Origin of the sequence: Paenibacillus sp. W4I10 (assembly GCF_030816325.1) — a bacterium.
Classification (GTDB): domain Bacteria; phylum Bacillota; class Bacilli; order Paenibacillales; family Paenibacillaceae; genus Paenibacillus; species Paenibacillus amylolyticus_B.
Map to the genome: position 1 here is coordinate 6,538,633 of NZ_JAUSXX010000001.1, position 21,334 is coordinate 6,559,966.

At 41.7% G+C, this 21,334-nt stretch carries 18 protein-coding genes and 1 pseudogene; 16 read left to right on the forward strand and 3 right to left on the reverse strand.

What is annotated here, in order from left to right; genetic code table 11:
• Positions 1-38: 38 nt before the first annotated feature.
• Complete coding sequence (locus QF049_RS29345; RefSeq protein WP_167483784.1) at positions 39-209, reverse strand: hypothetical protein; 171 nt, start codon at positions 207-209, stop codon at positions 39-41.
• Positions 206-1,444, reverse strand: coding sequence for a glycosyltransferase family 4 protein (locus QF049_RS29350; RefSeq protein WP_307542470.1), 1,239 nt, complete (start codon positions 1,442-1,444; stop codon positions 206-208). The genes QF049_RS29345 and QF049_RS29350 overlap by 4 nt, the downstream gene beginning before the upstream one ends.
• Before the next feature lie 186 nt (positions 1,445-1,630).
• On the opposite strand from QF049_RS29350, the gene QF049_RS29355 reads away from it, so the two are divergent.
• Both QF049_RS29355 and QF049_RS29360 read left to right on the forward strand, forming a co-directional pair.
• On the forward strand, positions 1,631-1,990 hold the full coding sequence (locus tag QF049_RS29355; RefSeq protein WP_307542472.1) for a hypothetical protein: 360 nt from the start codon (positions 1,631-1,633) through the stop codon (positions 1,988-1,990).
• A 218-nt stretch (positions 1,991-2,208) separates the two neighbouring features.
• A complete protein-coding gene (locus tag QF049_RS29360) occupies positions 2,209-3,738 on the forward strand; it encodes a DHA2 family efflux MFS transporter permease subunit (RefSeq protein ID WP_307542474.1) in 1,530 nt (509 codons plus the stop codon).
• 65 nt (positions 3,739-3,803) lie between these two features.
• On the opposite strand, the gene QF049_RS29365 is transcribed toward QF049_RS29360, so the two are convergent.
• Positions 3,804-4,886: a glycosyltransferase family 4 protein gene (locus QF049_RS29365; RefSeq protein WP_307542476.1), complete on the reverse strand. Its 1,083-nt coding sequence runs from the start codon at positions 4,884-4,886 to the stop codon at positions 3,804-3,806.
• A 465-nt stretch (positions 4,887-5,351) separates the two neighbouring features.
• Here QF049_RS29365 and QF049_RS29370 point away from each other — a divergent pair, with 465 nt between their 5' ends.
• From QF049_RS29370 to QF049_RS29435, 14 genes and pseudogenes are all read left to right on the forward strand, one after another.
• Positions 5,352-6,461: an ABC transporter ATP-binding protein gene (locus QF049_RS29370; protein WP_307543480.1), complete on the forward strand. Its 1,110-nt coding sequence runs from the start codon at positions 5,352-5,354 to the stop codon at positions 6,459-6,461.
• Positions 6,458-7,174: an ABC transporter permease subunit gene (locus tag QF049_RS29375; protein ID WP_017692528.1), complete on the forward strand. Its 717-nt coding sequence runs from the start codon at positions 6,458-6,460 to the stop codon at positions 7,172-7,174. Before QF049_RS29370 ends, QF049_RS29375 begins: the two co-directional genes overlap by 4 nt.
• 4 nt (positions 7,175-7,178) lie before the next feature.
• A complete protein-coding gene (locus QF049_RS29380; protein ID WP_150366093.1) occupies positions 7,179-8,573 on the forward strand; it encodes a GldG family protein in 1,395 nt (464 codons plus the stop codon).
• Positions 8,570-9,586, forward strand: coding sequence for a DUF4340 domain-containing protein (locus tag QF049_RS29385; RefSeq protein WP_307542479.1), 1,017 nt, complete (start codon positions 8,570-8,572; stop codon positions 9,584-9,586). The genes QF049_RS29380 and QF049_RS29385 overlap by 4 nt, the downstream gene beginning before the upstream one ends.
• A 272-nt stretch (positions 9,587-9,858) precedes the next feature.
• Complete coding sequence (locus QF049_RS29390) at positions 9,859-10,851, forward strand: YhcN/YlaJ family sporulation lipoprotein (protein ID WP_307542481.1); 993 nt, start codon at positions 9,859-9,861, stop codon at positions 10,849-10,851.
• Between the two features lie 243 nt (positions 10,852-11,094).
• Positions 11,095-11,337, forward strand: a complete 243-nt coding sequence (locus tag QF049_RS29395; protein ID WP_307542483.1) for a helix-turn-helix domain-containing protein — start codon at positions 11,095-11,097, stop codon at positions 11,335-11,337.
• Positions 11,338-12,372: 1,035 nt separating this feature from the next.
• Positions 12,373-13,749, forward strand: a complete 1,377-nt coding sequence (locus QF049_RS29400; protein WP_307542485.1) for an amidase domain-containing protein — start codon at positions 12,373-12,375, stop codon at positions 13,747-13,749.
• Between the two features lie 116 nt (positions 13,750-13,865).
• Positions 13,866-14,531 (forward strand): hypothetical protein, encoded by a 666-nt coding sequence (locus QF049_RS29405; protein ID WP_307542487.1) that lies wholly within the window; start codon positions 13,866-13,868, stop codon positions 14,529-14,531.
• 824 nt (positions 14,532-15,355) lie between these two features.
• On the forward strand, positions 15,356-15,592 hold the full coding sequence (locus tag QF049_RS29410) for a recombinase family protein (RefSeq protein WP_307542489.1): 237 nt from the start codon (positions 15,356-15,358) through the stop codon (positions 15,590-15,592).
• Positions 15,593-16,376: 784 nt separating this feature from the next.
• Positions 16,377-17,138, forward strand: coding sequence for a hypothetical protein (locus tag QF049_RS29415; RefSeq protein WP_307542492.1), 762 nt, complete (start codon positions 16,377-16,379; stop codon positions 17,136-17,138).
• A gap of 1,220 nt (positions 17,139-18,358) precedes the next feature.
• Positions 18,359-18,610: a hypothetical protein gene (locus tag QF049_RS29420; protein ID WP_307542494.1), complete on the forward strand. Its 252-nt coding sequence runs from the start codon at positions 18,359-18,361 to the stop codon at positions 18,608-18,610.
• Positions 18,611-18,622: 12 nt separating this feature from the next.
• Positions 18,623-20,170 (forward strand): recombinase family protein, encoded by a 1,548-nt coding sequence (locus tag QF049_RS29425; RefSeq protein ID WP_307542496.1) that lies wholly within the window; start codon positions 18,623-18,625, stop codon positions 20,168-20,170.
• Between the two features lie 11 nt (positions 20,171-20,181).
• A pseudogene (locus QF049_RS29430) lies at positions 20,182-20,280 on the forward strand (LuxR C-terminal-related transcriptional regulator); the annotation flags it as partial.
• Positions 20,281-20,748: 468 nt separating this feature from the next.
• Positions 20,749-21,279 carry a DUF4303 domain-containing protein gene (locus QF049_RS29435; RefSeq protein ID WP_307542497.1) on the forward strand — a complete coding sequence of 177 codons (531 nt, stop codon included), beginning with the start codon at positions 20,749-20,751 and terminating at the stop codon, positions 21,277-21,279.
• The last annotated feature ends 55 nt before the right edge of the window (positions 21,280-21,334 follow it).

Consider the following 21,334-nt stretch of genomic DNA (forward strand, 5'->3'; position numbering starts at 1 on the left):
TCGGCATGTTATATAAAGACGGCATATCATTAGACAACTCAATCTTTTGAATTCATGATCGCCATGGATGCAGGATCGGGAAATACATATCCTTTAGGCAGCTTCTTCATCAATTCATTCATTACAGCGTAATCCACGTCGATGTGAGGTGTGGAAACTGGAGTCGAAAACCAGCGATTGTACAGATCACTCGGTACAAGTAACGTCATATCGTATGTCCTCCTCTGTAGATGGCTTCTTGGTAGACTTGAAATGTACGCAATCCCATCACTTCCAGTGAACGATATTGTTCAGCCCAGGCTTTCGCCGCCGCACCCACTGTTCTCCGGGTAACATTATCCTCAAGTAGTGCATCCAACAGTTCACGGAGCGAGTCGACATCCTGCGGAGGAACAACCCATCCCGTACGTCCAGGTTCAACCATCTCAGGCATGCCGGCTGTACCACTGACGATAACAGGTACACCCGCCAGTTGCGCTTCGGTAACGGAGAACGGCTGGGTGTCCTGCAGGCTGGGCTGGACATAGATATCTGCATGGCGCAGGAAGGAAGGAATATTGTCCAGCTTGCCCCAGAACACAACATCCGCTCCAATACCCGTTGACGCGGCCTGTGCTCGCAATTCATCGGTTAGATTGCCTTCTCCTGCGATCCAGCAGACCCAATCGGAACGTTTATTTTTCAGACTGGCTAAGGCCTTGATTAACACATGAACGCCCTTGATGTATTCAAGTCGTCCGGTAAAGGCAATGACTTTCTTGCCCGCAGGTGGTCGTTGGCGGAACTTCACAGCTGCTGAGGCACGGTAGGCTGGGAGATCTACAGCATAGGGAATCTGTCTGAACTTTGATTCAGGAACGGCAAGCTCTGTAAGCGTACTCTTGATCCAGTGGCTTGACACGAGAATGAGCTCGGACTGTGCTGCACTTCGCTCTTCCAATGAGAGAAAATAACGTCCACGCTTGGATTGCAAATATGAAGGGAGAGTAAGCTGTGGGTTGGAATTTTGTGCATCGTAAAAGGCTTCGCGTGCAAGAGCGCCATGATAGCTTGTAACCAGTGGGATATTGCGGTTCAAGATGCGTTTTATGGCTACGGCAGCTACTGGATCTTGCGCATGAATAACGTCGTAGTGGTCCACCCCCAGATAAGCCGCTGCCATCTCGAAGGCATATCTATTCAGTTCATAATAAGCGAGAAGAGGATCGGCAGTGAATTGTGGCAGATCAGTCGGATTGAGCTTGGCTTGCAGCATGGGCCACACCTTATCCTTGGAGAAAGCGCGGTTCAGATTACGAACATATACTTCGTTATTGGCACCATTTGTGCCCATGATATCAACCTCTACACCAAGTGTGATCAACCTGTCGGCCAGTTGTTTAACATATGTCCATATGCCTCCCATATGTGTAAGCTCCCAATACGTAACGAGCAGAACTTTCATAGCTACCTCCTTGTCACGGCCTGCACCGGCCGAGCTTCTATCCTTTTATTCTATGAAAAAAGAGGACCGGAAGGTCGGGCATTTCCGTGTAATTGGTCGAAAATGGGTGAATGCAAATGGCAATGGACGAGAGGAAGCATATCCTATGTACAGGAAGGTTCATGTGCTCCGAAGGAGGGATCTACAGTGGCGGTATATTTACTTGAGATTCATGAGAATCTGTTACAGACATTTGTTCCCGTCAAGTACATGGATGTGGAGTTGGCCTATGTGGGCGGCGAGGAAGGGACGGATGTATTTGTTGGTGGAGCCAGTATTCACGGAGAACTGTACCGACACCTTTTTCACCTAACGTCAAATTCGGGGGGAGCGGGCGGTAATCAGGTCATTCATAATCTGGATGTGTCATCCGAGCCTTATGAACTGAGGATCATCAGCAACAGCTCTTCACCGAAGCATCTGGTTATTCGAATATATTGCAGAAGTATTCACGGTCAGACATTGGGCATACTGTCAGAATATCAGATGATGCAGCTTGCAGATTGATATGGACATCATTGAATAGTCATGATTAACCAACGTGTGGAGCAGGGAAGGTGCCTGTTCCATTTTTTTGTGGTGCATCCATAGTAGAAATGCTTGAAAAAATAGCTTGACAGCAAAGGTATTTTCATTAGAATTAGATCAGTATTAAACGAAAGTTTAAAACAACGATTTAAAACGATAGTTTGAAATTAGTCGTCAATATAGGCTGAGTGAGACGCATGGATAAGCCTGCGATCTCCTGGCTGGAAAAGAGTGTGGAGAACGTGAAAGAACAAACAGCAGTATCCCAGGAGCCCGCAGAGTTTTCAATCAAAACGATTATACTGCCACTCCTGGCTATTATCGTCGGAATGATTATGGTTATTCTGGACAGCACGGTGGTGAACGTGGCCATTCCGAATCTCGTTCAATATTTCGAGACGGATCTTAAAACGATCCAATGGACGGTTACGGGTTACACCTTGGCTTTGTCTGCAGTTATTCCACTGGCAGGCTGGTTAACGGACCGTTTTGGTGCCAAAAGAGTGTTCCTGTTCACGATTGCCATGTTTACCTTGGGTTCTGTATTATGCTCGATTGCCCAATCGCCTGAGCAATTGATCATTTACCGTATCATTCAAGGCCTTGGTGGAGGCATGGTTGCCCCTATTGGTATGGCAATGGTCTTTCGTCTGGCTCCTCCTGATCGAAGAGGTTCCATCATGGGGATGCTGGGAATTCCGATGCTGCTTGCCCCTGCATTGGGTCCGGTGTTGTCCGGGTGGTTTATTGAATCACTGAGCTGGCACTGGATCTTCCTGATTAACTTGCCCATTGGTATTGCAGCTTTCATTCTATGTATCAAGTTTTTGCCGGATACAGATCGTGGACGCACACCTGCACTGGATCTGCTCGGCATGATTCTGGCGCCAATTGCATTCTCGATGCTTGCTTACGGTGTGAGTGAGGGTGGAACGAGCTGGACGTCTGCAACAACTTTGACGGGTGTCATTGTGGGTGGTGTTGCGCTCATTTTGTTCATTATTGTGGAGCTTCGTCATCAAAATCCTTTGCTCGAACTCCGGGTATTCAAATCATCTGATTTCTCACGGGGAATTATTCTCGCATGGGTGTCACAAGTGGCGCTGTTCGGTGCGATGATCCTGATCCCGCTTTATTTGCAGCAGATCAAAGGATACACTGCACTGGAAACAGGATTGATTCTACTGCCACAGGCGTTGGCTTCCGGAGTAGGTATGCCGCTTGGTGGTCGGTTGTTTGATAAAATCGGTGCTAGACCTTTGGCCTTCGTGGGTCTGGGTATTATCTCGGGAGCATTGTTTATTCTGTCCTCCATTACGGCAGAGACAGGTCTTGGCCTGATTATAACGGCTCTGGTCATGATGGGTCTGGGTATGGGCTTGTCCATGATGCCACTCAATACACATGTATTAAATGCTGCACCGCGCAAGTTGGTTGGACGGGTGACACCGCTCACGGCCGCTGCACAGCAAGTGGTTGTGTCCTTTGCGGTTGCAGGACTTACAGGCTTCCTTACTTCAAGAATCGCAGACAATACAACGAGTACAGAGCCGACCGCTATCGTTCATGGTTTGGTGGCTGGTTTTAATGATACGTTCTTCCTGGCCGCTTGCATTGCATTGTTCGGATGTTTGCTCAGTCTGATTCTGCGCAAACCTAAGCCGATGCCGGAAGAAGAACTTCAAAATGGCGAAAAGCCTGATCCCGCGATGATGATGGGACACTAAGACTCTATAAAAACCATACGAAGGCAGTTCAGAGAAATTTTGCTGAACTGCCTTTTTTGCTATGCTCAATGGAAAATTCGCAGTGCTGTCATCATTTCACGGAAAGATATGGCATATCGATCTGGTGAAAAAGACAAGCTCATATGCTGTCTGCCCTGAATGCTAATATATTCACGCAGTTTCTTGTTGTTCATGAGGTCCATTGCTTCGGAGACAGCTGCCATGACATTGCCAATCGGATAAAACTTTCCAGTCTTATTATGTGTGATAAATGAACGTACACCATCCGAATCCGTGCTGAGCACCGGGCAGCCACAACTAATGGCTTCAGCGACGGCATAACCGAATCCTTCAAGCAGAGAAGTGGATAACATGATGCCCCCTGAAGCGGCAATCATGGAATAATATGCAGGCATCTGAGAATGAGGAACATTGATGAAGATGCCAATCCGATCCTCAAGCCCGTATTCTGCCAGCATGTGCCGGAACATGACCTCATCTTCTGGATTAGCCAAAGTTGGATCATGGAATAACCATAGTCTGGCTTTCGGATTTTTTTTGACGATTTCACTCGATATGATTAAATATTCACGCCAGTTTTTGTTGTGTTCAAGTCGTCCTACCCAAGCCAACACCGGATAGGGTGGGGTATCCACCAAGATTGGTGCGAAGGTGTCGGTATCCAGCATATTGGGAATAACAAACCGATGAAGCCAAGGACAGATATGAATGAACATATCCAGCAGGTGGTCTGTCGGAGGTATAACGGCAGCATCACAATGGGCTTGAAGGTAAGGGACACCCATCTGTATCGTTTCCAGAGCTTGATCGCGTGTTCCAAGTCCCTGCGCTTCAAAAATAATTCGTCCGGTATAACCAAGTCCTCTCAAGCGGCCGGGCATAGCGATGTCTGAAGTGGCAATGATGGCATCATAATGATGAGTATGAATGATATGATGGATATCCTCATCACTGGACGCGGTGAAAATGGGCGTATCACTGTTGTTCTGCAATCCCGAGCCTGTGTTGAGATACAATAGGTGCGCTTCAATGCCATGGCGTTTCAGAACAGTGGTGCGCAGTCGATTTAACGTATCCACGCCACCGCTCGGAACATAAAACGTGAATAATACTTTCACACGATTCACCCTCTGACTTTTGGTCAGGAGCACATTCTCCTGTACTCTATGTTACGTTGGCTTTAAGCGCAGGGTGTGGGTGTTGGTCAGAATGTTCACATTTTGGACATATATTTTTAAGCTGTCTTTTAAGTGTCATTAAGCTGAGGCTAGGATAGCTCACGTAATATACAAGGAACTTCCCGTGCCCATTATCTATTACATAAGTTCAACGTAACATTTACACGATAACGGAGAGGGCAGAAATAACTTGAAGAAGCGAAGCGTTCGCCTAAAAGCTTTCTGAAAAGAAAGCTACATCGGAAGCATACGCTATCCCCAGATTTTTCCCTCTAAATCAAGGAATCAAAAAAATCTGGGGATAACAGTGATCGGAAGGTTATTCTGTCATCGGAGTGCAAGTGTAATATTTTCAGTTGAATTTATATAACGAACGATGCTGCACGGGTATTTTAACGGGAAAGGATGAATGATGTGCTCGAAGTGAAACAGGTCAGCAAAGTTTACGAAGGGCAGCGCGGCGTACATCAACTGGATTTCACCATGGAACGTGGTGAGATTGTTGGCTTTCTCGGACCCAATGGTGCCGGAAAAACAACAACGATGCGTATGATTACGGGCTATGTGCATCCAACCGCGGGTTCCATTATGGTGGATGGAGTATCGGTGCATGAGCAGGGTCAGCGTGTTCGTTCCAAGATTGGGTATCTGCCTGAAACTCCGCCACTGTATCCGGATATGACGGTGCAGTCCTATCTTAAATTCGTAGCCAATTTGCGAGATGTCCCGGCACGTGAGGTTAAGCTGCGGGTCAGTGAGATGGTTAGCAGACTGGGACTTCAGGGTCGGGAAAGACAAATGGTACGTGGGTTATCCAAAGGATATAAGCAACGTCTTGGGCTGGCAGGAGCCATTATTCACAAGCCTGATCTGCTGGTCCTGGATGAGCCAACATCGGGCCTTGATCCAAATCAGATTATCGAGATCAGGGATCTGATTCGGGAACTTGGGGAGAACCATACGGTGCTGCTCAGTACGCATATTTTGCCTGAAGTGAGCACGCTCTGTAATCGAATGTTGATCATCAATCAGGGACAACTCGTGCTGGATGGTTCACCTCAGCATTTCGGATCAGCAATGGGGGATCAGTTCAAGGTGTCGATTGAAGTGAAGGCCACTGCGGAGCAATTACATAATGTGCTGATACCATGGGAGAAGGTGCGGAGTGAAGTCATTCAAGCGTCGGATGTGAATACCAGCAAAGATACTTCACTTACTTCAGATTCAGCGGAAACGGTTAAAATGCTGCTTACTGGAGAAAACTCGGAAGATTTCCGGGAGGAGTTGTTCTACCTTTTGTCAGGTGCAGGATTACCGATACTGGAGATGAAGAAGGAGAACCTGAGTCTGGAGCAAATCTTCCTGAAGCTGACCACAACCGAGGCAAATGTGGATAAGGTTACTGGGGCAGAGATGGATCAGGACGTAACTTCGGACATCGACTCGTCGAGTATATCGGGAACATCAGTTAGTACAGCAGCCGATGCTTCGCCCCATTCTCGCAAAGGGGAGGACTCCAAATGAGACGAATGATGGCGGTATGTAATAAAGAGCTGCAAGCTTATTTTCTGTCACCAACGTCCTATTTTGCTTTTGCCGTATATGTACTGATGACCAGTTTGCTGTTCTATTCAAGCTTTGTATATTACCAGCCGAGTATTGTCGATTATCGTCTCGTGTTGGGCGATACGTTGTCCATGCTGCTGTTTGTTGTGCCATTGTTAACGATGCGACTGGTTGCAGAGGAATTTAGACAGGGAACGGATGAATTGTTGCTGACTTCTCCTGCACGTGTAACAGAAATTATTTTTGGCAAATATCTTGCTTCTCTGGCCATTCTGGTTGTGCTCATCCTGTGCAGTCTGGTGTACCCATTCATCATGTCGTTCTATGGGACATTGGATATGACGACGGTATGGATGTCTGCGCTGGGGTTATTTTTCCTGGGTGGAAGCATGATGGCGATTGGACTGTTCGCATCTACATTATCCCAGCATCAGATGGTGTCTGCGGTGGCGGGTTTTATTATTTTGCTCGTTTTGTGGATGCTTGATTCATTCGCAGGCAATACAGGTTCTGCTTTGCAACAGTGGCTGGACCCGTTTGCCCTGACTAATCGGTTCGACAGCTTCATGAAAGGTGTGCTTAGTGGGCCGGATATCTTGTACTATGTCACCCTTTCGGGTGTGTTTCTGCTGTTAAGCATTCAAATTGTGGAACGGAAGCGGTGGAGGTGAGAAGATGAAAAAATGGTTAAGTCATACCAACAGTACCGTGTTGTCCGTAGCGGTGATTGGCATCTTTATTTTGCTAACACTGTTCCTGAATTCACTTGGCGGCTTCCAGCTGGATCTGACCTCGAACAAACAATACACGTTATCAGACCAGTCTCTTACTGCGATCAAAAATGTGAAGGATGACGTAAACATTCTGGTGTTAACCGTCGAAAATGCCAACAACACCGTCCTGAACCGTGAGGTCACGGATATGGTCGAGGAATACACGAAACGCAATAGCAAGTTGAAAATAAAACAATATAATCTGACGCAGGAACCTGCGCTTGCATCCAAATACGGTATAACAGGCAGCTCCATTGTACTGGAGCAGGGAGATCAACACAAAGTGATTGATATCGCCAGTTTGTTCACCGCGACAGGTGACGGAAGTGACGGATCATATCAGTTCACAGGTGAGGAAAAACTTACGCAGGCGCTCATGAATATGTCATCCACGGAGATGCACAAAATGGTCTTTTTGACTGGACATGAAGAGCTGAGTCTCGCTCAGATGACTACGCTGCAATCCTCCTTGGAACAAAATAATGTGCAGACGGAAGAGTTGCAGCTGAATCAAGCAGGGAAGGTTCCGGAAGATGCAGATGTACTCGCCATTATTGGCCCACAACGTGATCTCAGTGATACGGAAATGAAAGCCATTCGCACATATCTGAGTAATGGAGGCAAGCTGTTATTATCCCTCGGATTTGTGGAAGATATGAAATCCAGTTGGAAAAACATCGATGCCCTCATGGCTGACTATGGCGTCGTTGATGAGCATGCGGTCATGGTGGATAATCAGCAAGCCAGTACGATGGGGCCACTCTGGGTGGTGCCGGAGTATGGTACACATGCAATTACGGACAAACTTGCTGCAAGCCAATTGTATCCGATGTTGTCGTTGTCGATTGCGCTGACCAGCAAAGAACAGGATAAATATACCCTTTCACCGTTAATGCATTCTTCGAATGACAGTTATGGGGAGACGAATATCGGCGGCTTATTGCAGAATGAAACAACCAATGATGCCGAAGAGGACATTCAGGGACCCGTTGAATTAGGATATGCAGCCGATACGACGGATGGCAAACCGAAGGCGGTTATTCTGGGTTCGTCCATTTTCATGCAGGATTCGGAAATTGCGAATGGTGGCAATCGGGACTTTATTTTGAATACGGTAAACTATTTGAGTGAGAAAGAAAATGGATTGACGATTCGCCCAAGGGTACAAGCCGGGTATGAGATGGCATACCTGAATGGCGAACAGGCCAGAACGATTTTCTTCGTGGCTATTGTAGCATTCCCACTCATCTTTGTTATCATAGGTGTACTCTTATGGTGGAGGCGCAGACGGGTATGAGAAAATGGGTCCCAACAATTCTGGTGGTCATCGTACTGATTGTGGGCTGGGTGTACGCGGCCAGTCAAAATTATTTTCGAGAAGAAGAAGCGGTGCAAGCCAAGTTGCTCGGTATTCAATCCGGGGATATTCAATCTATCACAATACATGACACAACGGAGGAGACATCTGGTACAGCAGCATCTTCAACCCTGACGCTTGAAAATGGTGTATGGCAGATGGTTGAGCCAAAAGCCTATCCTCTGAACGGTTACAGTGTTAGCAGTTGGTTAGATGCTCTGAGTGGTGCGAATCAGGAACTGGTGGTGGAAGAAGCGCCAACGGATCTGGATAAGTACGGATTAGGAACAGATGCTACACGTATGGATATCAAACTCAAAGATAATCGGGAGATCAAACTGGCTATTGGTGGCCAGCTTCCAGCAGATGATGCACGTTATGTGCGTGTTGATTCGGGCCCTGTGGTTGCCGTGCAGACAGAGGCGATTACTAACATAGCTTTGTCTCGTCGTGATTTGTTGGATACTACACCGTTCAACATGGATGAGACAAATGTTGGATCTCTGGAGTGGGAAGGTGAAGCAGCTACCTGGATGTTAACATCAACATCGGAGAACGGTGCTGCAGAGCAGACCTGGACACTGAATGGAAAAACGATTGATTCCACAGACGCCATATCCCTTATCGGTAAAATCAAAAACCTGTCAACAGCAGATGATGTACGCAAAGCGTCCGAGCTGAAAGGTACTGTTCCACGATTCACCTTGTCTATTGAACAGACGGTAAATGGGCAACCAGTTAGAGATGTGTATCGGGGACTTACGGTGCCATCCAAACCGGATCAGATCTGGGTCATTACACCGGATGGTCAATGGGCATATGGCATGGATGCAACCAGTTTAACGGAAGCAGAGAAATTCCCGGATACAATTAAAGCATCCACAACTTCTTCGGAAGAGTCGTCGAGTTCTGCACATGACGCAACGACTTCCTCATCAACAGACGGGAAATGAGCGGGGCGGAAGATAAGTGATATTATTGTGTTGAGATGCAAATATTATTTCGAGGCAGTGCTGCGAACAAGCAGCACTGTTTTTTATTTTATATAGCGAAGAATCTCACGGTCCACAGATCAAAACCAAAGATCAATAAGCAAAGCTGAAAGACCTAAACCAGAAGACCCAGACCTACAGGGTAAGGTACCATATCCTTTCAGCATATCGGTACGTACAGAAGCGCATCCTATCTTTGTGACCAAAACCAACAAACATTGGAGGATGAGTACATGCCAGCAGTCAAAAAGGCAACAGCTATTACGTTATCATTATCTACTGCAATCTTTGTAATGGCCGGTTTGACAGGTTGTGGCACGAATCGGGATACCAACAATATGCATACGCAAAGTGTTCGTCAGCAAGCCAACGGCATCAACCGTTATGGTGTGGAAACAAATGGCATGGATGGCATCCGTGCGAAAAGTTATCGCATGCACAATGTTACTGACCTGAAATCCAGTGAAGAGCTGGCAAAACGCATCACGGAGATGAAGGAAGTAAAATCCGCCCGTGTCATGTTAACGGATCGTAATGCTTATGTGGCGGTTCGTTTGGCAGATGGTCATGCAGGCAAGTTGGAAAGCAAGTCCAATGGTCGTACGAGCATGCTGAATGGAACAATGCGTAATCATGCCAGTGATACCATGCGTGGGGGCAACATGAATCACGATATGGGTGGTATGCGTGTGAATGGTGGTACGGGCACAATGTCTCCATACAGCACTAGCGGAATTGCTCCAGGACTGAACACAAATTCGGCTACGGATCGCAGCCATATGGGGAATGACCGCAGCATCTATGGAACCATGGGCACAGGAACCATTGGCATGATGCGTGGTCTGACAAACAGCGGCAAAGCACGTGGGACGGACGATGGGCATTATGGTATGAAAAGTGAAGGACAACGTGTAGATAGCACGGACGATAACACATCAGCTGAGATTAAGGGTAAGATTTCAGCCAAAATCAAGCAGTTTGCACCAAACATCGAGAATGTATATGTATCAGCCAATCCGGAATTTGTGGAGCATGTCGAGAACTATGCCACAGATATTCGTAATGGTAAGCCAGTCAGTGGCATGATCGATACGTTCCAATCGATGGTGGAGCGCATTTTCCCAACGAACGGAACAGGTATGAATCACCGCGATGGCATCCTTGACGATGGCCTGATGAACCGTAATCACAATGATGGCGGCATGATGAACCGAATGAATCGGTAGTTTTTTAAGACATGAACAAGTGTGCCTTTGCGCAGATGGTAACATCCGCTGCAGAGGCATGTTTGTTTTACATGATCCAATACATATACAATTGCATACGTTCTCTTTGGACAATGAATCACATGTTTACTGCCCATTTTTCTTATAAAACTGAACCAACGCCCTTGACCTGACATAAGATGAGTTGACTGTATCCCCTTAACCTTGTTACACCAACACAACCCGAGCAAGGAGGGGTGAACATTGAAGGGTATCGATCATAAAAGCAAATTTTTGTTGACCCACCGTGAACGCGAAGTATTCGAATTACTGGTTCAAGACAAAACAACGCGTGACATCGCAGGGCAGTTATTCATCAGCGAGAAAACGGTGCGTAACCATATTTCGAATGTGATGTATTTTGAAATTGTTTATAAAATAGGCAGAATTAACGGGTGGAAAAGAGTTCGTGTGTGTTGTATATTTTTACAGGTTGACGTGACGTAAACCCGTTCACTTCGCAACTTTTCACAGTCAGATTGAAGGGAGTCAGAAGGTTTGAATTCGATTATCGTATCGCGATTTAGCGAAGCAAGTTGAGTCCTAACCAACTTGGTTAACACTGATCCATGATGACTTGAATCAGACAAAGGGGGGTCACACATTAACTTTTCCATAGTATATTATGTACCCTCTTCAAGTACCCGTAAGAAATAGTTATCGATTATGCAATACGTCAATATGACGATTCCTTTCTGACCCTGTGAAAAGTTTTCCACCCCTTACCTATTCCTCCTGTTTGTCATAGTTTTTCGGGATTCCCCGAATAAGTCTATACATATCAACCATTTCCCATACTACCCACATGACAATCTGACAAGTTTAACTGTGTACTCAGTGTACACATACCTGATCCTCAAATTTGAGGGACAGCTTCCACGAACATTTCGGGGAAGATTATGTACTAAGTTGTCTCACAATGATAGACATCGAAACAATCAACAGTGGAACGATAGAAGCACCCCAACCCAATGGAGTGCTTGCAGATTAATTATAAAGTTCAAGAATTTTCTCTGAATAATACAAACTTTGCTTAATATATTTCCTTTCTAATTCAAGACTTGCTATAACCTTTTGAACCTTTAACCCTCTGTACTACGTTCGATTTGTACCTTAGTGATCAAATGTTTAAGTTTCTTGATTTGCTTTTGGTAATAAGCCACTTTTTCTGCTACAGTGCTCTCCTTTTTAGCAGCGGCTTCTACTTTAGGCTGAAGGACTGTAATCTATAACATTATTGTTTTTCTCTATTATAATTGACAGATTTAAGGGAATATTTTATATTGGAAAAGATTTCAAAAAAATTGTAATGTTTTTACTTTTTTTTCAAGGGCGTAAAAATAGCTCATTGAAACGATTGTTAGGATTATTATTAATGATCGTTCTAGGAGGTGTGTTGCAAAAAAACTTTAATTTCATGTTTGTAGTATTGTTTTTTTTATACAAATGAGATGAGAGGAATGATTTTTTTTGAAAAAAATAATGAGCAATGTGATTGTAGGTGCACTTGTACTTTCCATGAATATTCCAGCTGCTCAGGCTCAAAGTAACCCATCTGAGATTGATACTCAAGATATTATTCTACCAGACCATAATTTTGATGATTCGTATGTTGAACCCAGTAGTCCATTACAAATTGAATTGAACACTCAGGATAGAGCGATTAGCTTATCTGCCGTGACAACTAGTTATTCCCTTGCAAAAGAATTGTTGAAGAATTACTATGAAAATATCGATCTCGGAACAAAGCAATTAGATAACAAATCAACTGTCAGAACAGAATTGCTTGATTCCGAACTGTCTGATTACTTGGAAAAGAAAATGAAAACAAAACAATTTGTGGTAGATGCCGCAAATGCACAAAAAGAAAACTACGTCTTGAAATTCAATTTACTGTCCTCTGAAGTTACCGAAGAAGGCATCCTCTTGACAATAGGTACTGAGGCCTCATTCAATTACGTGGGTATGGAAGTGGAGTCTGGATTTGGCGAAGTGTCAAAAATGTTATTTCGCAATACAGATGCAGGGCTTACTATTTCAGATTGGTATATGCCATATGACTATTATGATGAATATGTTAGAGGTGAAGGGGATCATATAAGTAATCTCGTTAATATCAACTCTAAGCTGGATAGCTCTTATACCGCTAAAAGACAAGAGGAATTAAACGATAAAATCACCGATTATTTTTCTGTTGATCGCGAAGCTCCAGTACAAATCAATAGTTTAGAAAATGACGGATCATCTAATCAGGTTATTACGCCTTTTGCAACCTTATCTTCATTAAATAAGACAGCGATAGCAAATTACGCGAAAAATAATAAAGCAAAAGATCAGCCTGCAAGTGGTGGTTCGAATGTTTCTTACTACGATTTCTCACAAATAACTGGAAATTGGGACTGTACAAACTTCGTATCTCATGCATTACTCGCTGGTGGTGCAATTACTTACGATACTAATGGAACAGGCATTGCCTCTACAGGCTGGTATTATAGAAGTTTGAGTAATCGAGCTTCATCCTGGTCAGGTGTACCAAACCTGTATAATTTTTTGGTGAATAACACAACGAAGGGTCCGGCTGGGACGGGTACTACATACTCAACGTTCAAATATAATGCTAGCGCAGGCTATCCATATCAAATTGGAGATGTATTGCAATTTTATTTGAGCGGATCTTACAATAATTGGCGGCATTCGACTATTATTACTGAATACTACGAAACTAATACGATGTCAGTTCTTGGAGCATTGGTTACAGGACGCTCTGGTAAAAATAGTTATAACAACAACCAAAAGGCGGAGGAAATTTATCCTGGTGATAGCAAAAGGGTTATAAAATTGACTGGTTATTACAAGTGAAAAATTTGAGGGGAGATGCACAACACTTCATTGGTTTTTTGAGGCGTTGTGCATCAAACTAATTTCTCCTCCTTAATTATCTGTAGTTCGAGAATATTTTCATAGGAGGAAACTTAATGAAACGTGCTTACCTGTTATTATTGATTTTATTAACTCTTAATGCATGCGAACAGACTAGTACTAGTGACAATGAAAATAACAATGTTCCCGTTGTTGGAGATATTAATAATGCTGAAAACACAAGAGTTTCGCCTGTAACAAAAGGAAATTCATCAAAAGATTCCTCCTATTTTTTAGCGAAAGACGAAAGTGGTCTAACCGCTTCAGATTTTGAAACAGCATACAAAATGTGTACGGATGCTCTGTCTGAATATTATAGGGCGATCTGGAACGGTTCTGACATTGAATTGGATACTTATATAGATAACGAAAACCTTAAACAATATACGCAAAAAAAAATCACCTCTCAATACGATTTGTTCCTTAAGAACAATCTTACTCATAATTTGGTGACAGGCGTTGATGTTGATGCAGCAGAAGTAAAGTATGTTGGAGAGGGTAAGAACTTTTTCTATCTTAAATTAGATGCACAAGTTAAAAAGGATGTAGGCAGTTTTGCTGAACCTACTGAATTTCTTGTGCAAAGTGCGAATGGAAAGTTAGTCATTGTTGACTGGTATACTAATGCAAAGGATAGTTATGATTTCACTGTACGTGGAGAAAATCAAACGATCAATAATCCTGATATATGGAATAATAACGATTTTATAGGAAATAATTAACTAATTGAAGTCTGTATGTAAAGATCCTTCCGACATGAATTTTCCGCTCTTACCATACCCCGTAGTAAGCTGATAGGTGTCCTCATTGCTAATTCAGCGCTCCATCTGTAAAGTTTATGTCTAAGTATCGAATGTATCATTTAAAGTGAGCGGAGTTTCAACGTCCATTGATTATGTGGCTATGAGAGCTTAATGGATGTTATAAATTGATTTTTTACTCAATAGGACAGTGATTGATGTATAGAAGCATAAAAAGGCGCGGGTTACAGGGGCGAATTCAGCACTTTGACTCGCGCTTTTTATCCATGCTGTAGTACCAAAGGGAAACCTTTGAAGTCCTAATTCCATTTTGAATGGCTTAATTAGGTTAACTTTCAATCTTGCTTAATTATCTTTTCATCATAGTGATTGTCCAGATGGATTGTCCAAATGTTAGAATGAGTAAATAAACCTTAAATAAGGATGACACTGGGCGGCATAAATCTGACACAAACAATATGCACTTTTACTGATTTATACGCGGATATCTGGAAAATAGGAATGAAAGCAAAATATTATATAACATGAAGAGAGCGTTTACTAATAAAAATGCTATAATTCGGAAGGGCTATATTATTTTAAATAGTAGTATATATAACATGTGGGTAGGTTGTAACCATGCATCAAGAGGGACAATCAAAAGAATGATACGGGTGCAGTGATAGGAAAAATACTAATCTGAGGAATTGTAATTACAGTAGACATCACAGAGAAGCAGATTAAGGCGCTTAGTATCTAGTCCCAAACAGAGTGGAAAGAATTTCGACAGACCATATTATCAAGCTATGAAGAATGTGCTTCGTAAAGGTGATATTCTCTTCGTTAAAGAGCTGGATCGATTAGGACGGAATGCAGAAGAGATAAAGAATGAATGGCAGGATATTGCCCAGAACATAGGTGCTCACATTGTCATAATTGACATGCCACTGTTAGATACACGGCAATACAAGAATGGATTAGAGAAGGTTATAAGCAGTATTGTGTTAGAACTTTTATCATATATGGCTGAGTCTGAACGTTGAAGGAACTAGATATGAAGCCCAATACATTCTATCGAAGGGTAAAGGAATATGAACATTCATTAGCCTAGGTCATGTGCTTAGGCTTTTTGTGATTCGGGAATTATCTTAGATATGAGATTGAATATGTATGGGGTATATTTACACCTGAAATTAGCTGGTATTTTCCAAATAGTGCTGTAGCACTTGTAATTGTTTCATGAAGTTGAATTAGCTGATCTATTAATTGGTGGGGGCTATTTTAAATCTCAAATAGTATCCATTTTATAAAATATACCTCTAGCACTTCCACTTCGACACGAAGGTTAACAATGCATGATTAAAATAATATGAATAATTTACTCACCATGCTGCCATCGATCTACACAAAATAACCCTCCATCAGCCATCTCTCAATAAGACAAAGACAAGTAAAAAAATTAATCAACGTACATTTTTATACTTTGGTATTTCTGTGTTAATAAATGTGATTTTATAAAAGAACTATATCTTAGAGTGAAATGACTAACAATTATCTTTAGACTATAAAATCAAAGGGAGACCAGAGATAGTCTTTCAGCTGTCTCCCTTATTGTTTATGCAGATTCAACGAAGAAATATAAAATTCCCATTACGACCAATATAGCTACAACAACTATCAAAATCCACATAAGTCCATTTTTTTTCAAGTTATCATCACCTTTTTGAGATATTTTAGGATATTTGTTTCAATATTCCTTATTAATGGTAACTTATTAATATCACCTTGCCTATACTACTATATAACCAATTGAAGGGAATTGATTCAATGTTAAGGAAATTATCAAAAAGTTCACTCATACTATTTCTTGTAACAATGTTATTTGCATCTATAGCATTTGCAGATGCATCATCAGAACCAGTAGAATACACTGTTGAGGAATATGTAAATTATTTAAATCAACTTATTAGTGAGGGAGATACAGGAGCAACTGAGACTCTAGAACAATTTACCAACTTAGATCCCTCTAAACAAAACGCTTTCCTTAACTTCATCGCTTCAGAAGATTATGTACATGCGGTAGGCGAAATGTTATCAGGTAAGGAGGGTTCATTATATGAAGACAAGTATAAGGAAATTTCTATTGATGTTGAAACTATCACAACAGAAGATAGTCAATCAAATCATTTTTCACCGAATGCTTTAGCTGCACAAGCCAACCAACGTGCATCAGTTAGCCGCTCTGTTAAATTAGCAGTTTTCGGAATTGATACAACCACTATCACTCTGACAGTAAGTTGGGAACATAATGGAAGCGTGGCAGTAAAACCTCTTCAAGTCATACAAGGTCATACGAATAAGAACCCATTATACCTTTTGAGTGAAACATCAAACAACAATCCTGGTTTCATTTCTGAAGGCTACTTCAATGCATCGGGCACTTGGACTATGAGAGCAACAGGGGCTGCTGGCTTTATAAGCGATACATTAGGAATAAATATTAAAGCTTCAACGCCATCTCATAGATATTATTCTTTTACAACCAGTCATTCTAATATGACACCTACCAATGGTTGGGTGGCGTTTTAATAATAGAATAATGGCATGGTGATAAATACAAGGAGTTAATGATGTTTACTTGTTAAATTATAGGTAATACACTTATAAGTAACTTGATAATACACTGAATGAATTTGAGATGAAGAATTGTAACTGTTCTAATGTTAAGCAATTTAGCACTCAAATATAAATAAATAACAAATATAGGTAAAACTTAACCCCTCTTGAGATATTATTCTCTTGAGGGGTATTTTTTTCATTTTTTAAACTTGTGTATGTTTTCTCGGAGCACCTGTTTACAGTAAGTTGGACTTAATCCATATCCCTTATAAATTTGAGTAAAAGCTAATCCATCAACAAAGTGCAAATCATATATCCTCTCAAAGTTACGAGCACGTCTTGTTACTCCTCTTTCTTTAGTTGTAAGCAAAATGGTTCGCTTATCCTTATACATTTGTTTTATAGTCCACCAGTCTGTTTTAGTGGCTTCTGCAATTTGTTCAAAACTAGCAAGTCTTCATTGTACATTTTCAACATCTGAGGATAAAGGTTCTCAATACTCTCCCATGTAGGAAGGGGGATTCAACTACCCACTTAAGCTTATCGAAGTTGACTGAATCAGAGACGTAGGAATCATTTCTAATTAAAGGATTCCCAGTGTTACCATATTAACTTTCGGGGAAAATTCATATAAGGCACAGGCTAAGCCAGTTTATGCATTTGAGATGAGAAACAAGCAATCCAATGTAATTCCCACATTTAGAAGATATGATTCGATAACAGAGGCAAAGAAAGACTTGGTTTACCTAAGCTAGAAAACGATACTGGAGTTTTTAAAAACACTCAAGATGGAAAAATAGTTTTGATTCAATCGGAGCAATCAACGACTGGTCAAAAAAGCATTGAAGTAAACAGTAATGAGAATGAACAGAAAGTGTATAAAGGATACATACCAGTAGGACAGATAGAGATTGATGGTCAAATATACAATGTGCATCAACCGTTTACCTTTGAACAAATGCAAATTAAGTTGAAGGATTAAGAATAGAAATACATAACAAAAGAACATGTAAGGTTATCTCTAGACTCAATTGTAATCCATCTATTCATTGCACTCTAAGCTACACTAAACACAAATGGAACATGTCTTTGAATACTGAGTAGTCTCGTGGGGTGTCAGGGTGACAACTATATCACCTCGAATATACAAGGTAAGGAGGTGAGTGAATATCCAATGTGCAGCAAAAACATTGTCTGTCATTCGTCCAAGCAGCATTCGCATACATTATCCGTACGAAAGTCATACGGGTGGTGTACAACGGATGAAGGAGACAAACAATCAGAAAAAATCTAAATCATTCAACTTTATTTTTATAGATGATAACCGTAGCGAAGAAGAAGCAAAAGCAGCAATTCAATTTGTAGTTGATACTGTAGTACAAAGAGCGATCAAAAATTTCCCCGCTACAGACTATGATATCACAATTAAATCTACAGACTGAGGGGAATGTCACATGAGATATGAGGATGCAGCAATATATGTTAGGGTATCCACAACAAAGGAGTCACAAAAGTTCAGTCCAGAACACCAACGGATGGATTGTGAAGAGAAAGCCAGACAGCTAAGTTTAAAGGTTCGTGAAGAGTACATATATGTAGACAGGGATAGTGGTACATCCATTGTTGGAAGACCATCTATTCAGACACTAATTGAGGATGCAGGTAAGGGTTACTTTAAAACCATCCTCTTTTCTTCTTTATCTAGATTCTCTCGTGATACGTATGACTCGTTAGGTTTGAAGAGAATTCTTGTGGATAAGCTTGGTTTAAGGGTTGTATCCTTGGACGAGAACTATGATTCACAAGTTGATCATGACGAGTTTAAATTTCAAATATTCTCAGCAGTTAACCAAAAGTTGAGTGAGCAAATTAGCATATCATCACGAAGAGGTATACGTCAGTCTGGAATGAAAGGAAATTATATAGGTACTATTGCACCATTGGGCTATGACAAAATAAAGGTCGATGATAGGAAAACCATTATACCTAATGAACGTGCCAGGATCGTTCAACTCATTTTTGATATGTATGTCAATCAAAAGATGGGTGAGAAAGCTATAACAAAGTATCTGAATAAAGAGAAAGTTCCCTCTTACAGAGGAGGGAAATGGGGAGTAACGTCTGTAGAGCGTATACTAACGAATGAGATATATACAGGTAAAAACATATTCAATAAATTTACAGTTGTAAAGGTTTATAACGATATCAACAATATCTCTGATAAATCTAGAAAGTTGGTTAAGCGTGACAAGGCGCAATGGGAAGAAAGCGGTAAGCAGACTCATGAAGCAATTGTTAGTGAGGAGCTATTTAGAAAGGCACAGGAGATACGGTTAGAGCGTGGCGGTGGAAAGCGTGGAGGGGTAAGAAACAAGGTCAATGTATTCGCTGGTATAATCAAGTGTAAGCATTGTGGATCATCATTAAACATTGTGACATCAAACGGCAAGAAGAACAGCTATCGTTACTTAGTTTGTTCTAAAAGAAGAAGACAGGGTGAAACTGGATGTGAAAATCACAATAGGATTCCATACGACGATTTCAAAGATGCTCTTATTGAAAGATCGAGCGAGAAACTTAGAAGTAAAACAAAGTCGGGGATGACTGTAACCTTCACTAAAAAAGCGAAAAAAGATACCGGAAAGTTAATCGTTAAATATGAGAAGCAGATACAGAATGCACGTAAATTGCTTTTTGAAATCCGAAAGCAAAAGTTAAACGATGAAATTGATGATGAGCAATATGAGTTTGAGAAGGAACAGTATGAGCAAGAGATCAAACAGAAACAGGAACAGTTATCCAAGATGAAAACTGATTTAGAACGAGCTTTGAATGACAATGAGCAATTTAATGCAATAAACATTTCACTTGAGGAATTGTCTAATCTGAGTCAATTTACTGAAGTAGACCAAGTAAACCTGATTCTGCGAAAGTTAGTTTCAAATATCACTGTTGATAAATCAAACAATGTTGAGATCCATTCCGTATTGGGTAGGCTATAGTTTTTTTGTGTGTTTCAAACCATATTTCGAATGTGATGCAGAAACTCAATGTTAAGGGTCGTTCGCAGGCAGTTGTCGAGCTGATTAAGCTTGGAGAACTGAAGATTTAGTTGCGAATTACAGTTAGGATTAAGTAGCAGCATGAAAGCCTTTCTCTATTCTTTGTCATGAAGAATGGGGCAAGGCTTTTTTGCTGCTATGGACCATGAAATGAGGGAGTTAACAATAAATTGAGGGAAGATCCGAAACGTAGCATCGCTTGTTTTCATTATTTTAGTAGACCATAATGATTACATATATGAAACAGATAAGCAGTAGAATTGAAACAATGGTTTGAACGGACGATTGGGTTCTTAAAACACATTTCCATCAGTTAGACTACACATTTACATTAGAACGTAGAGGACAGAAATGACCTGAAGAAGCGGAGCGTTCGCCTTTATCCCCAGATTTTCACCTTTGTAAAAGTGAATCAAAAAATCTGGGGATAACAGTGATCGGAAGGTTATTCTGTCAGCGAAGTGGCAAGTGTAACTATTCGGTATTCAACTTATATAAAACATGAAAGGACGAGCTGAATGGACCGTTTCTTAAATGAATTCGAAGAACAATTTCGAGCGGGTTTTTTACCCGATCTGGAACAAACGCTGGCTAAGATAGAGCACGAGAAAGTATATGCTTGTGCATTTGGAACAGACAGTGATTGGGTAACGCTGTTCATGGCTGTAAATACAGAGGAATCCCTGGCTAGGCATATTTCGAGTATGAAAGAGCAGGGGCTGTGTGATACTGAGGAGGACGAGATCTATTACAGATGGGGCTGCTCCGAATATCAATATGGCGAGGATACGCACTTTAACCACATCAGCCGATTGTTGTATGCAACAGAAGAAGTTCAGGAGTATAAGGATGAGATCATTCGAATCATTGCCAAAGTTGTGAATGAGACAGCAGATGACGTTTTTGCCTGGTATGGACAAGCAAAAGCAGACATTACGTTCTTTGTTTCTCTAACAGATGACGATCTGGCAGAGGAGATTGAAAATCAATCGGTTCATCAAATGACAGTCCCCAGCTTAGCCAGTGAGTTCTTAAAACGATATGAATGAATCAAATTGAATTGAATCGTTGTACCGCGAAAGTCATTCCTATTCTTTTATCAAA